9 protein-coding genes are annotated in these 14,061 nt (G+C 34.3%); 8 read left to right on the forward strand and 1 reads right to left on the reverse strand.

Translation table 11 applies throughout. The features are described from left to right. The first annotated feature begins 80 nt into the window (after positions 1-80). The 7 genes from leuS (at position 81) to OCV48_RS00790 (ending at position 11,448) form a co-directional block, all read left to right on the forward strand. Positions 81-2,510, forward strand: coding sequence for a leucine--tRNA ligase (leuS, locus tag OCV48_RS00760; RefSeq protein WP_021982032.1), 2,430 nt, complete (start codon positions 81-83; stop codon positions 2,508-2,510). 85 nt (positions 2,511-2,595) lie between these two features. After that, on the forward strand, positions 2,596-3,381 hold the full coding sequence (locus tag OCV48_RS00765) for a hypothetical protein (RefSeq protein ID WP_021982031.1): 786 nt from the start codon (positions 2,596-2,598) through the stop codon (positions 3,379-3,381). A gap of 16 nt (positions 3,382-3,397) precedes the next feature. Then, positions 3,398-5,434, forward strand: a complete 2,037-nt coding sequence (locus tag OCV48_RS00770) for an LTA synthase family protein (protein WP_021982030.1) — start codon at positions 3,398-3,400, stop codon at positions 5,432-5,434. 575 nt (positions 5,435-6,009) lie between these two features. Continuing rightward, positions 6,010-8,085 (forward strand): methyl-accepting chemotaxis protein, encoded by a 2,076-nt coding sequence (locus OCV48_RS00775; protein WP_262558510.1) that lies wholly within the window; start codon positions 6,010-6,012, stop codon positions 8,083-8,085. Between the two features lie 283 nt (positions 8,086-8,368). Next, entirely contained in the window at positions 8,369-10,060 is a 1,692-nt protein-coding gene (locus OCV48_RS00780; protein ID WP_147590843.1) for a B12-binding domain-containing radical SAM protein, read from the forward strand. 28 nt (positions 10,061-10,088) lie between these two features. After that, a complete protein-coding gene (gene nth / locus OCV48_RS00785) occupies positions 10,089-10,727 on the forward strand; it encodes an endonuclease III (RefSeq protein ID WP_021982027.1) in 639 nt (212 codons plus the stop codon). Beyond that, entirely contained in the window at positions 10,720-11,448 is a 729-nt protein-coding gene (locus OCV48_RS00790) for a 3'-5' exonuclease (RefSeq protein ID WP_147590844.1), read from the forward strand. Before nth ends, OCV48_RS00790 begins: the two co-directional genes overlap by 8 nt. Here OCV48_RS00790 and OCV48_RS00795 read toward each other — a convergent pair. After that, a complete protein-coding gene (locus OCV48_RS00795) occupies positions 11,419-12,030 on the reverse strand; it encodes a hypothetical protein (protein WP_147590845.1) in 612 nt (203 codons plus the stop codon). The two genes, OCV48_RS00790 and OCV48_RS00795, sit on opposite strands and share 30 nt — an antisense overlap. A 322-nt stretch (positions 12,031-12,352) precedes the next feature. Between OCV48_RS00795 and OCV48_RS00800 the strand changes: the two genes are divergently transcribed. Next, the gene (locus tag OCV48_RS00800) at positions 12,353-13,993 is read left to right on the forward strand and encodes a VanW family protein (RefSeq protein ID WP_147590846.1); all 1,641 of its coding nucleotides are present in this window, start codon (positions 12,353-12,355) and stop codon (positions 13,991-13,993) included. Positions 13,994-14,061: the final 68 nt, after the last annotated feature.

Genomic DNA, 14,061 nt, shown 5'->3' on the forward strand with positions numbered 1-14,061 from the left:
CTTGACAAACAAAGACTATGTGATAAAATAAATCCATATGTAAAAATGACAGTTATTCTTATCAGAAAGGATATACAGAAATGGAAAATGGTATGAACAAGGTGTACGCACCTAAGAGAATTGAGAAAAAATGGCAGGATATATGGGATAATGAAAAGGCATTTGCAGCAACAAATGATTACAGCAAGCCTAAATATTATGCTTTAGTAGAGTTCCCATATCCATCAGGACAGGGATTGCATGTAGGTCATCCAAGACCATATACAGCACTTGATATTGTTGCAAGAAAGAGAAGAATGCAGGGATATAACGTATTATATCCAATGGGATGGGATGCATTCGGACTTCCAACAGAAAACTATGCTATCAAGAATAAAATACATCCAAAGATTGTTACAGCTAATAATGTTAAGAGATTTAAGGAACAGTTACATTCATTAGGATATTCATTTGACTGGGATAGAGAGATTAATACTACAGATCCTAACTATTATAAATGGACACAGTGGATATTCCTTAAATTATTCAAAGCAGGACTTGCATATAAGAAAGAGATGCCAATTAACTGGTGTACATCATGTAAAGTCGGACTTGCCAATGAAGAAGTAGTAAATGGCGTATGTGAACGTTGTGGAAGTGAAGTAGTCCGCAAGGTTAAGAGTGAATGGATGCTCAAGATTACAGATTATGCAGACAAGTTAATTGAGGGACTTGATAGTGTTGATTATATTGAGAGAGTTAAAGTATCACAGAAGAACTGGATTGGACGTTCTGAAGGTGCTGAAGTAGATTTCCAGTTAAAAGATAAAGAAGATAAATTAAGAGTATACACAACTCGTCCGGATACATTATTTGGAGCAACTTATATGGTAGTTTCACCTGAACATCCATATATTGACAAATACAAAAGCAGCATTACAAATTGGGACGAAATCGCTGCGTATCGTGAAGAAGCAGCTAAGAAGTCTGATTTCGAGAGAACAGAGTTAGCTAAGGATAAGACAGGTGTTGTATTAGGTGGAATTACAGCAATAAATCCTGTAAATGGTAAAGAGATTCCAATCTGGATATCAGATTATGTACTTATGACATATGGTACAGGTGCAATTATGGCAGTTCCGGCTCATGATGACAGAGACTGGGAATTTGCTAAGAAGTTCGGACTTCCTATGATTCAGGTTGTTGAGGGAACAAATGGAGCAGTTGATATTGATGCAGCAGCATTTACAGATGTTGCTACAGGTAAATTAATTAATTCCGATTTCTTAAATGGACTTGAAGTTAAAGACGCTAAAGAGAAGATGAAAGATTTCCTTGAAGAAAAAGGAATTGGTAATAGAAAAGTTAACTTTAAATTAAGAGACTGGGTATTCTCAAGACAGCGTTACTGGGGTGAGCCTATTCCAATTATTCATTGTGATAAATGCGGATATGTTCCGATTGATGAAAGCGAACTTCCATTAGAATTACCTGAAGTTGAAAGTTATATGCCAACAGATAACGGTGAATCACCACTTGCAGCCATGACGGACTGGGTAAATGTTAAGTGTCCTTGCTGTGGTGGACCTGCTAAGAGAGAGACAGACACAATGCCACAATGGGCAGGCTCTTCATGGTATTTCTTAAGATATACAGACCCTGATAATAATGAAGCATTAGCAAGTAAAGAAGCACTTAAATACTGGTTGCCTGTTGACTGGTATAATGGTGGTATGGAACATACAACATTACATTTATTATATTCACGTTTCTGGCATAAATTCTTATATGACCAGGGTGTTGTTCCTACTCCTGAACCATATCAGAAACGTACATCGCATGGTATGATTCTTGGTGAAAATGGCGAGAAGATGTCCAAATCCAGAGGAAATGTCGTTAACCCTGATGATATCGTAGAAGCATATGGTGCAGATACACTTAGAACATATGAGATGTTTATTGGTGCATTTGATTTAAGTGCATCATGGTCAGAAGATGGTGTTAAAGGCTGTAGAAGATTCTTAGACAGAGTATGGAAACTTCAGGAATTAGTTAATGATGATATGTCATATTCTAAGGATATGGAGACAAAGATGCATCAAACAATTAAGAAAGTAAGCCTTGACTTTGAGAATCTTAAATATAACACAGCTATTGCAGCAATGATGTCACTTATAAATGATTTCTATAAGAAGAATTCAGTTACAAAAGGCGAATTCAAGACATTAATCACATTACTTAATCCGGTAGCGCCTCATATAACAGAGGAATTATGGGAAGTTATGGGATTTGATGGAAGATTATATCAGACAGAATGGCCAACATATGATGAGGCTAAGACTGTTGAAACTACTGTAGAAATCGCTGTACAGATAAATGGTAAGACAAAAGCTACAATTACAATTGGCAAAGATGATGCTAAAGATGATGTTATTGCAAAAGCTAAGGAAGCACTTGGAGACAGACTTAATGGAAATATCATTAAAGAAATCTATGTTCCAGGCAGAATTGTAAATATCGTTCAGAAATAATATAACTTAAAGTAATGCACTTGTATTTCCAGTATTATTGAGCCTTACATTCAAGACCTCACATACCGGTAAATAGGAGTGCATTTTGGGTGATATGAACATCCTGATCATATGTACAAAGAAATGTGAGACACCAATAAGTGTTTTAAGAACGGAGAAAATTGTGGAAAGTATTATAAAAAACGGCACACATAAAGGTGAAAAAAATATAAGAAAATATAATGTAGTTATATATATAATTTCTCTTTTGGCGATTATATTTTCTAAATATGCAGTTAAACCATTTGTACCAATGTTAGATTTCGCAGGATATGGCGCAATGAGACCTTTTTTCGAATCACTGCTCACATGTATATTATGGGTAATTGAAATTGTTGTTATGTGTAATGTATTTAAGAAAAAATTAAATATAAGCATTATATCAAATAAAGAGACAAAAGGACAGGAACTTCCGGTTAAACGTATATTTATCATTGCAGCAGTAATGGTTGCGTGTATAGTTGTAATAAGTGCCCAGATTGGCTTCCAGGTGAAACCTTTTTATGATTTGGGTGAAAAATTTAATGGTTATGAACTGACTAATAATGCAGGCGTCTTTTTACGAAATATTGTTAAATGTGTATGGATAGTAATTATGATAAAAGCTGCACAGGAATTTGTAGAAGATATCAGAGGTAAAGGCAGAAGTATTAATATCTATGCAGGAATTGTGCTTATGCTTACACTAGGTGTATATGACCTGATAGCAGGAAACAATAATCTTGGCATTACTTATTTTGTGCTTAATGTCGTATATGGCTGGATATATCTTTTGGCAGATAGAAGTATGCTTAAATCATATTTACTTATTATGTTTATATATTTATTTTAAGAAAGAGTAGGCCATTATGGAAAAAGAAATAACCAATAAGAATAATGATAAAAATGTAGTAATGAATAATATAAAGAAATGGTTAGATATTAATAAGATAGTAGTTGTGTACTTTTTGTGTGCAATTCTCATAGAGATGATTTCAGTATTAGCGGTCGAGGGTAATCCTATAATAAGAAACCCATTAATTGAACTGGGAATTCTTGTATTGATTTGTGGTATTGCATTAGTTATAAGAAGTAACAAAGCACGTTTTATATTCTGTTCCATATTTCTGGTATTACAGGCTGTGCTTGATTTAGCATTTGCAGTTATATACGATATGACAGGACAGTATTTCGATTTTGGTATGCTTAATCTTAGAAATGATGCATTTGGTATTCTTGAAAGTATCCCGATGAATTTTCTGGCATTCTATGCAGCTATGTTCTTCTGCATCTTCTTCGTTATATTCGCAATGCGTTCGGTAAGACGAAGAAAGAAAATCGAATATGGAAAGAAAGAAAAGAGAACTTATATAGCAGTACTTGTTATCGGAATAATAATTTCTTCAATAAGTCTTTATGCAGATAATTCGGAAAAAGTTGATAAATATGATAAGTTACTTAGAAATAGACAGTCAAGTAATTATTCTAATTATGGAATTGTCGGTAACCTTGTAAATGAATTTGCGAAAGGTATGTTGTTTACAGAGACGGGTAAAATGAGTTCGAAGAAAATAGAATCATTTATTTATGATAATGTTTCTGAACCTACGGAGCATTTCGGTATATCTAAAGATAAAAATGTAATAGTGGTCTTGGTGGAATCGTTTGAATGGTTCTCGTTTAGAAATAGCGAGGAATATCCAAATGGCTTAGGACTTACAGACAAAGAACTAGAGTATCTGTTCCCAAACCTTACGAAATTCTATAATGAAAGTGTAATTATGAATAATTTCCATTCGCGTGAGAAGACGGATATATCTGAGACGTTTAGTATTTTAGGAAGTTATCCTACAGATAAATATGTTGATTATGATTATGAATATAATACATTACCATATACGGTACCAAATATTTTAAAGGCGGAAACTAATGGTAAGATACAGACACGTTCATTCCATAATGGCTTCAAATCTTTCTATAACAGGGAGAAAACACATAAGATATTTGGATTTGAGAGTCTTACGGATTCTTATGATATGTATGATATTTCAGATGAACTTGTTAAATCGGGTAAAGCCAAAAGTACAACAATGCATGATTATATGAATAATGGTGAAAGAAACCTTGATTCAGAGATGATAAATACATGCAAAGACTTAATGTTTCCTACTGATAAACGGTTCTACACTTATATTACTTCAATCACGATGCATGGCGTATATTATGAAAGAGAAAACCTTGCTGAACACAGAAGGAAATTATATGAGGTATATAAGAATAAAAATAAAGAGAATGAAATGTCAGAAACTCTTGTTAATTATGTAACTGCAGTAATGGAATTTGATGATGCATTAGGCATTATGATGAATGATCTAGAGAAAAAAGGATTATTAGATAATACGACAATAGTTCTGTTCGGCGACCATAACAGTTATTATCAGCAGCTGAGCAATTATGTAAAAGACATAGAGGGATACGATACGGATAACTACTTCACTAATCTTTATAAAGTGCCACTTATGATACATGACAGTGATTTAGGACATCGGGTTGTAGATAAGTTCACATGTACATCAGACATTGTTCCTACATTATTAGATTTACTTGGAATCAGATATTATACAAATATGTATTATGGCAATTCGGTATTTACTGATAAGGAATCAATACTTTATTCAAGAGCATATGGAACATTCATCGGCGAGGGTATTGTCGGCAGAAGTATGAACAGTATTCTTTATAAAGCACCATCCGTAGATAGTAAATACATGAAGTATTTTGAAAGCGAATCGGCTAAATTAGTTAAGAAAATTAAATATTGTGACCAGTTATTCTATCAGGACTATTTCGCGGATAAAGAACACTATGAGAAGTTCGAAGAAATGATGGAAGAAATTAATAAATAAGTAAATATGCAGTATAATATTACATGATTATAGTAAAATAGGCATAAGAAAGATTTGAGTTATTTTTCTTATGCTTATTTTTTACTTACCAGGAAATTTCGTTGAAATTGTCCAGGTAAGTAAAAAATGCTCCGCAAGGATCACACTGCGGCGGAGCAGAAAATGTTGCTATAGCAACCCGCCGCAGGCGGAGAATGTCGCAAGCGACATTCTTTATTCTAGAGTTTCAGTACATATAAGCCAAGATTGTCCGTATATAACATATACTCGATTTATGACGTATCGTGTTTGTGAGTAAATGCCGTCCGATGCAGAAGGCGGTACAGTAAATCACCGTTCAAGCGAAGCACGTTTGATTTACTGTATCGTAATAAACTTTGCAGAGGACGGCATTTACTCACAACCGATAAAGGAATATGAGAGTATATGTTATAGATGGACAACTTGGTTTTATTGTCTGAACGATGTGTAATTTGCTAGTAATTTTGCGAAAAATAAATTGCAAATATTGAGCGAATGTTATACAATATTAACAAGTGATTACGTGGCATTTTATATGCAGAATGGAGGCACGAATGAAAAAGATAGGTGCAAGTATAGTTGCGGCAATTACTGCTTGTGTTATTGCTGCTACAACAATCGTTGGCTCTATTATGGTTTATAAGTCAACTGGTATTATAAAAGAAGAGGCAACAGGCAAGTTAGAGTCGATGTCTTTACAATATGCGAATCAGATGAATACGGAATTTGAGAAGTATGAAAGTATTGCAAAAGGCATTGGTGATTACATACAGGCAACAGGTAATTTTGACAAATTAGGTGATGCAAAGTACTTACAGGATTATGTAGATGGAATCGATTCATATGTTAAACAGGTAAGTATAAGTGATGAGAATATCTTAAGCCTATGTGTATATATGGGACCTGATAAGGTTAAGACTATGATTGGTTCATGGTATCATGGAGATGAGAAGCAGACATATGATCCGGAAGAATGGTATGTAACATTGTTTAATGACCAGCCTGCATTCCAATGGTACATTCAGGCTGAAGATGCCGGAGAACCAAGGTGGCTGAAATCATATTATGACCAGGATTTGCAGAAGAATGTAATGACATATGGCTATCCTGTATTTATGCACGATGATGCTAAAGACAAGGATGTTGTATTTGCAATGATAGGAATTAGCATTTCGTTTGATAAGTTCTCAGACTTAGTTGGCAGTGTTAAATTCTATGATACAGGTCATGCGAGTCTTGTAGATATAGATCAGTGTTTTGCGGTTGATAGTGTATACAATGTTAATGAGACACTTAAAACTGTTAAGTATACAAAGATTATAGATGCACTTAATAAGAAAGATTCAGGAATCGAGGAATTAACTACCAGAAAAGGTATTAAGTCATATGTGGCATTTGCGAAGATGAACAACGGATATGTTGTATTAATGGAAGCACCGGTTGACGAAGTTAATGCAAGTACTAAGACAGTTATAGTGATTGCCCTTGTAATTATTGTAATTATTTCAGTTATAGCCATAATAATAGCTGTACTTATAGGTATGAAGATATCTAAACCAATTAAGAAAGTGGCTGAAGATCTTGACCTTATGAAGGATGGAAACTTTACTGGTAACAAATATAAGCCATATCTTAAGAATAAGAATGAAACAGGAAGGCTTGCCAAGGCTTTAGATGCTGTGGAAGAAAGCATGAAAGAAACTGTAGGCTTAGTTACAGACAGTGGAGATGATATTACAGAAGCAGTTACAAAACTTGAAAATGTAATTGGCAACCTTGTAGACCAGGTGGCAAATATTTCGGCTATATCAGAAGAATTAGCTGCAAGTATGGAAGAGACAGCAGCAACCGCTGAGAACCTAAGTACATCATCTGATAATATGGTTTATCATATTGGTAAGATGAATTCTAAGAACATTGAAGGAATGGAAGCTGTTGAGGGAATTAGTGAACGAGCTAATATGCTTAAAGTAGAAGCAGCTAAGTCATTTGAAGAGACAGAAGAGATAACTAAGGAAACAGAGAAGAAGTTAAAAGCAGCAATTGAAGATTCTAAACAGGTTGAAGAAATTAATCAGTTAACAAATGCAATTCTTAATATTGCAGACCAGACATCATTACTTTCACTTAATGCATCTATCGAGGCAGCAAGAGCAGGTGAGTCAGGTAAAGGATTTGCGGTAGTTGCAGATGAGATTCGTAAGCTCGCTGAGAACTGTGAAGAGACAGCTATCCAGATTCAGAATATTACATTGAATGTAACTGATGCAGTTGATAATTTGTGTAACAATGCAATTGATGTATTAGGCTTTATTGAACACCATGTTAAAGATACTAACAGAAAACTTATTGATACAAGCGAACAGTATAATGATGATGCACAGAATATGAAAGGTATTCTTGAGGAATTTGGACATGTTGCAGAAAATATTTCTAATGAGATATCAATAGTTGTTAAGTCATTCAGCGACCTTAAAGATGCAACAGTAGACGGAGCTAAGGGAACAACAGAAGTAGCTATGAATGCTGAACAGGTATCGCTTAATACAGGTTATGTTCGAGAAGAAGCAGAAAGGCTTAAAGAAGTTTCACTTAAATTAGAGGAGACAATGAAGAAATTCGTAGTTTAATCGCCAGAAAATGATATAAAATAATAACAAAATTTAATATTTATGTGGAAGAGCCGCTTACAAGCGGCTCTTTGTGATAGAGTTGGCATAAAATGCCTGCGTGGAAAGAGGTTAGTGTGAAAAATAATGCCGATGCGATTATTTTTCACACAGATATTTGTAGTGCAGGCACAACTAATTGTGTAAAAGAGCAACACAATTAGTAGAGATGGCAGCCGAGAAATTGCCTGCGCGAATTTCTCGGCGCCTTTTCGCAATGAATTGCTCAAAGAAAGAGGTAGAAATGAAGATTTTATTAGTAGCAATTAATGCCAAATATATACATTCTAACCTTGCAGTATACTGTCTTAAGAAATATTCTAAAGAATATGATAATAATATTGAGATAGCAGAATATACGATTAATCAGCAGATGGAATTTATATTGCAGGACATTTATAAGAGAAATGCAGATGTAGTAGCATTTTCTTGTTATATATGGAATATAGAATATGTTACGGCAATTATAAAAGATTTGAAGAAGATAATGAAGAATAATGATATCTGGGTTGGTGGACCGGAGGTGTCATACAGAGCCACATCGTTCCTTGAAGAATATAAAGAAGTTAAAGGCGTGATGATAGGCGAGGGTGAGAAAAGCTTTAACTGGCTTACTAAGGAATATGTAGAGGATACTAAAGACTTTTCTAATATTAAGGGAGTTGTATACAGAGACGGTGAAGAACTGAAGGCAACACCTTGTGAAGAATTGTTAGACCTTAGTGATGTGCCATTTCCATATGATGATTTAGATAAATTCAAAAATAAAATCATATACTATGAGAGCAGCCGCGGTTGTCCGTATTCGTGCAGTTATTGTCTGTCATCTATTGATAAGAAGTTGAGATTCAGAAATCTTGAGCTGGTTAAATCTGAACTGAAAATATTTATAGACCATAAGATTCCACAGGTTAAGTTCGTGGACAGAACATTTAATTGTAATAAGAAGCACGCAATGGAAATATGGAGATTTATCAATGAAAATGATAATGGAGTAACGAATTTCCATTTTGAAATATCGGCTGATATTATCGATGAAGAAGAACTTGCATTATTTAAGACTATGAGACCGGGACTTATACAGTTAGAAATCGGAGTGCAGACTACTAATCCGGTTACAATAAAAGAAATTGATAGAATTATGAATCTGGACAAATTACGATATGTAGTTGAGAAAATTAATAGCTTTAATAATATACACCAGCATCTTGATCTGATTGCCGGATTACCATATGAGGATTATAACAGCTTTGTTAAATCATTTAATGATGTGTATGCGATGCGGCCTGAACAGCTTCAACTTGGCTTCTTAAAGGTATTAAGCGGAGCAAAGATGGAGAGAAAGTCAGAAGAATATGGTCTTGTATACACGACACTTCCACCTTATGAAGTTCTTACAACAAAATGGCTTGATTACGACAGAGTATTGGAACTAAAAACCATAGAAAATATGGTCGAAATATATTATAATAGCAGACAGTTTACGAATGCACTTGCATGGCTTGAGAATCAATTTGAAACACCTTTTAAAATGTTTGAAGGTATTGGAAAATATTATGAGCTTCATAAATTAAATGAAGTGAAGCATAATAGAATTCAGATGTATGAGATTTTGCTTGAATATGTTAAGAGTGTTTGTGAAGATTATAAGGTATTTGAGGAACTTCTTAAACTGGATGTATATCTTAGAGAAAATATTAAGAGCCGTCCTGCATTTGCAGGGGACAACCATAAGGAAGAATTAAGAGATTACTATCATGAATATAGAAGTGAAGGCAAAAATATCCATATTGAACTATTTAACATTAATATCAGAAAATGGATTAATAATAGAACTATTGAGCAGACAGAGCAGGTAGTTATGTTTGATTATAGAGAGAAGGATCCGATTACATTGTGGTGCAGACTAAATTATCTTACAGACAAAACTATTTGACAGCACATTTTATGACAGGGAGGAAAAAATGGTATCTAAGAAAAAAGTAAATGAGATAATGAGACTTTTAGATGAAGAATATGGTACAGAATACAGATGTTATCTTAATCATGATAATGCATGGCAGTTACTTATAGCTACTATATTGAGTGCACAATGTACGGATGCCAGAGTCAATATTGTTACTAAAGATTTGTTTACTAAATACGATACGCTTGAGAAATTCGCAAAGGCAGACCAGAAAGAATTAGAAAGAGATATTTATGCAACAGGCTTCTATAAGAATAAGGCAAAGAATATCATTGCGTGTGCAAATAGGATAATAGATGTGTATAGTGGGGAAGTACCGTTTGAACTTGATGATTTATTAACACTTGCGGGTGTTGGAAGAAAGACTGCGAATGTCATAAGAGGAAATATTTATAATATACCAAGTATCGTTGTAGATACGCATGTCAAACGCATTTCGAAGAAATTAGGACTTACGAATGAGACAGACCCGGAGAAGATAGAATTCGAATTGATGAAGGTGTTACCGAAAGACCACTGGATACTTTATAATATTCACATAATTACTTTGGGAAGAACAATATGTACTGCGAGAAACCCTAAATGTGAAGAGTGTTTCTTGAAAGATTGTTGTGAGGAAAAGAAAAATAATGGTTAACAAATACGTTGTAATAGACTTAGAAACGACAGGTTTGTCGCCTGAAAGAGACAAAATAATCGAAATAGGTGCGGTTAAAATTGAAAATGGAATTTTGACGGGAACTTATTCAAAACTGGTAAATCCCAATGTAGAAATAAGCGACAGGATTGTAGAAATTACGGGAATCACATCAGATATGATAAAAAAATGTCCGTTTATAGGAGAGGTTTTGCAGGAATTTATGCAGTTCGTTGGTGACAGCATAATTATAGGACATAGTATTAAGTTCGATATATCGTTTCTTGTAAATGCATTGTATAAAGAGGGATTAAGTGAGTATGTCAAGGGCTACGAGACTATCGATACACTTAATATAGCCAGGAAATGTATACCGGGGGGCGTAAGTAAGCGTTTAGCAGACTTATGTGTTATGTATGGTATCGAAGATAAAGAACATCATCGGGCATTAAATGATGCATTTGTGACACACAAGTTATATGAAAAATTGTGTGAAATATATGAAAATGAGGGAGAGGGAATTATTTTCAAACCGGAGATGTTAGTATGTAAGCCTTATAAAGACAAAGAAGCTCCAAAAGGACAGATTAAATTCCTAAAGGAGCTTCTGAGATATCATAATCTTACATCAGAATATGATATAGATAAAATGAGCCAGAGGGAAGTAAGCAGATACGTTGATAAAATTATATTAAACTACGGAAGAATGAAGAAAATTTAATATAGGTTTTTTGGTGATTGAATCTAACGCATCAGCATATTCTAAAAGTGCATTTATCTTATCTGGCTGATTATTCTTAATATATAATTCTGTCAGGAGTCTGTAGCTTGATATCATATCGCATCCGATTCTGACAGAGTATTCCAGTGCTTCAATAGCTTCATTATCAAACCCAAGTTCGTTGAGTCTTTTGGCATATTTCTGGATAGAACTGATTAGTGTTATGAAGTTATCACTATATTCGCTAAGTACAGTTAAGTTAGCCGGTCCATATTCTGCTTTTAATTCAGTATTTGACTTATTTGACAGGTTAACAATTTTTTTATCCCTTAAATCTACAAAATTCTTCTGTATTTTTTTAATATTATCATCATTAATTTCAAGAAATAGTATTGATTTTTCAGAAACTGTGATATAATTGAGTGAACTAAGAGGCTTTTTGCGGGTTAAGTTTGCCCTTGCCTCATTTTCAAAAAGAGTATTCTTACTGTCGGTGGTTTTAGTTTTGCTCTTTCGAAGCTCATATCTGACCCAGAAACAGAATACAAGGAAACAGTATAGAAAAGGTAACTTTGGCAACATTGTTTATCAACTCCATTTATTATTATTTGGCACAACGTATATAGAAAGAGGTATATTTATATGATTAATTTTAACTCAAACAAATCAAAAAAATTATTTTCGAAAATAATAATCGGTATATTAGTGCTCGCTATGATACTTTCGGTAATTGTACCATTTATGTAAGTATATACTACCATTTAAGAATCTAAAAAACAACATATTATAATACAATAAGTTACAAATATTACAGGTTGAAAGAAATATTTTGAAAGAAAGGAATATGTGCTGCCCCGGCTTTCAACCAGGTTAATGGGCAATATCAGAGAAGAGTCTGATATGCATGGGTATTAAGATGGAAATTGAGATTAACAAAAATAAAGCTTTATTTGGAGTAGCTGCTATATTATGCATTTTACTTATTGCTTTATTTGGAGTTAATGTATATGCCGATGATACACCTATAACCAAGGGAATAACTAAAGGAATAACTATTGGTGATATTGATGTAAGTGGTATGACAGAAGAAGAAGCCATGAATAAGGCAAATGAGTACATTAACGGTTTTACATCTAAGGTAATAACATTAGATGTAGATGGCAATAAAGTTCAGGTTACAGCAGGAGAATTAGGATATTACTGGAAGAATACAGATATCGTTAAAGATGCTGCTTCACATTGCCTGGAAGGAAATGTAATCAAAAGATATGAAGAGGCAAAAGATATTGAACATAATGGCCTCAAGTATGAATTCGAGGTAGATGTAAATGATGAGGTTATGACTAATACAATTAATGAAAAATGTGGACAGTATAACATTCCTCATGTGAATGCACAGTTGATAAGAACAGATTCATCATTTTCAATTTCACAGGAATCTACCGGACGAATGATTGATATGGATACATCAATCAGTGCATTACATAAATTCCTTTTAGATGAATGGAATAAGAGTGATACTGATTTTACTCTTATAGTTGTAGATGATAAACCGGTAGCTACAGTAGCAGATTGCGAAAGAGTTAAGGATGTACTTGGAACTTTCTCAACTAAGTTCTCAACAGGAAGTAGTAATTACAACAGAAATGAGAATATGAGAAATGGTATAAAACTTCTTAATGGAATAACATTATGTCAGGGTGAGACAATGTCAGTCAACTCTTTCTTAGAACCATGGACAGCAGGTAATGGCTGGAAAGCAGCAGGTACATATGTAAATGGTAAGGTTGAAGACAGCCTTGGAGGAGGAATATGCCAGGTTTCAACAACACTTTATAATGCAGTGCTTTTAGCAGAGTTAGAAGTAGTTGAGAGATATAACCATTCAATGAGTGTAGGTTATGTTCCATTATCTATGGATGCAGCATTAGCAGGAACATGGAAAGATTTAAAGATTAAGAATAATACAGATACACCTATATATATTGAGGGAATCTATGATGCCTCAGGAAAATTGACATTTAATATCTATGGTGAGGAAACCAGACCATCTAACAGAAAGGTGGAATATGTAAGTGAAACTCTTTCAACTATTCCATCATCACAGGTAGTTAAACAGGATGCTTCTAAGCCGGCAGGATACAGAGCAGTAACAAGCAGAGGACACACAGGATATACAGCAAGACTCTGGAAGAAAGTATATGTAGATGGTGTGCTTCAGAGTGAAGAAGTAGTTAACAAGAGTTCATATTCAGCTTCACCAACATATGTAACAGTAGGTACTGGCGCAGCAGCACAGCCAGAGACACCTGCAGCTACACCAGAGACCCCAGCACAGGCACCATCCCCAGACCAGACACCGGCAGTACCCGATCAGACACCTGTACAGGATAATACATCAGGTGGTCAGACAAATGGACAGAATAATTCATCAAATACAGGTTCAGGTCAACCGGCAGGTGGTAATCAGAATTCAGGTGATAATTCTAATGCTAATGCAGGAGGAACAGATGCACCGGCAGCATCAGATACAGCAACACAGTAGGTAATTAGAGAATGCATTACACAAAATACTAATCAGATTAAGATTAATTCGGGTGTTTTTTACACCCG

It is taken from the genome of Bovifimicola ammoniilytica (assembly GCF_025567085.1).
In the GTDB taxonomy this organism is placed as follows: domain Bacteria; phylum Bacillota; class Clostridia; order Lachnospirales; family Lachnospiraceae; genus Bovifimicola; species Bovifimicola ammoniilytica.

Coding starts and splice junctions, on each gene's coding strand:
- OCV48_RS00790 (WP_147590844.1), top strand. CDS start 10,720: ATGGTTAACAAATACGTTGTAATAGACTTAGAAACGACAGGTTTGTCG.
- OCV48_RS00800 (WP_147590846.1), top strand. CDS start 12,353: ATGGGTATTAAGATGGAAATTGAGATTAACAAAAATAAAGCTTTATTT.
- OCV48_RS00780 (WP_147590843.1), top strand. CDS start 8,369: ATGAAGATTTTATTAGTAGCAATTAATGCCAAATATATACATTCTAAC.
- nth (WP_021982027.1), top strand. CDS start 10,089: ATGGTATCTAAGAAAAAAGTAAATGAGATAATGAGACTTTTAGATGAA.
- OCV48_RS00795 (WP_147590845.1), bottom strand. CDS start 12,030: ATGTTGCCAAAGTTACCTTTTCTATACTGTTTCCTTGTATTCTGTTTC.
- OCV48_RS00775 (WP_262558510.1), top strand. CDS start 6,010: ATGAAAAAGATAGGTGCAAGTATAGTTGCGGCAATTACTGCTTGTGTT.
- leuS (WP_021982032.1), top strand. CDS start 81: ATGGAAAATGGTATGAACAAGGTGTACGCACCTAAGAGAATTGAGAAA.
- OCV48_RS00770 (WP_021982030.1), top strand. CDS start 3,398: ATGGAAAAAGAAATAACCAATAAGAATAATGATAAAAATGTAGTAATG.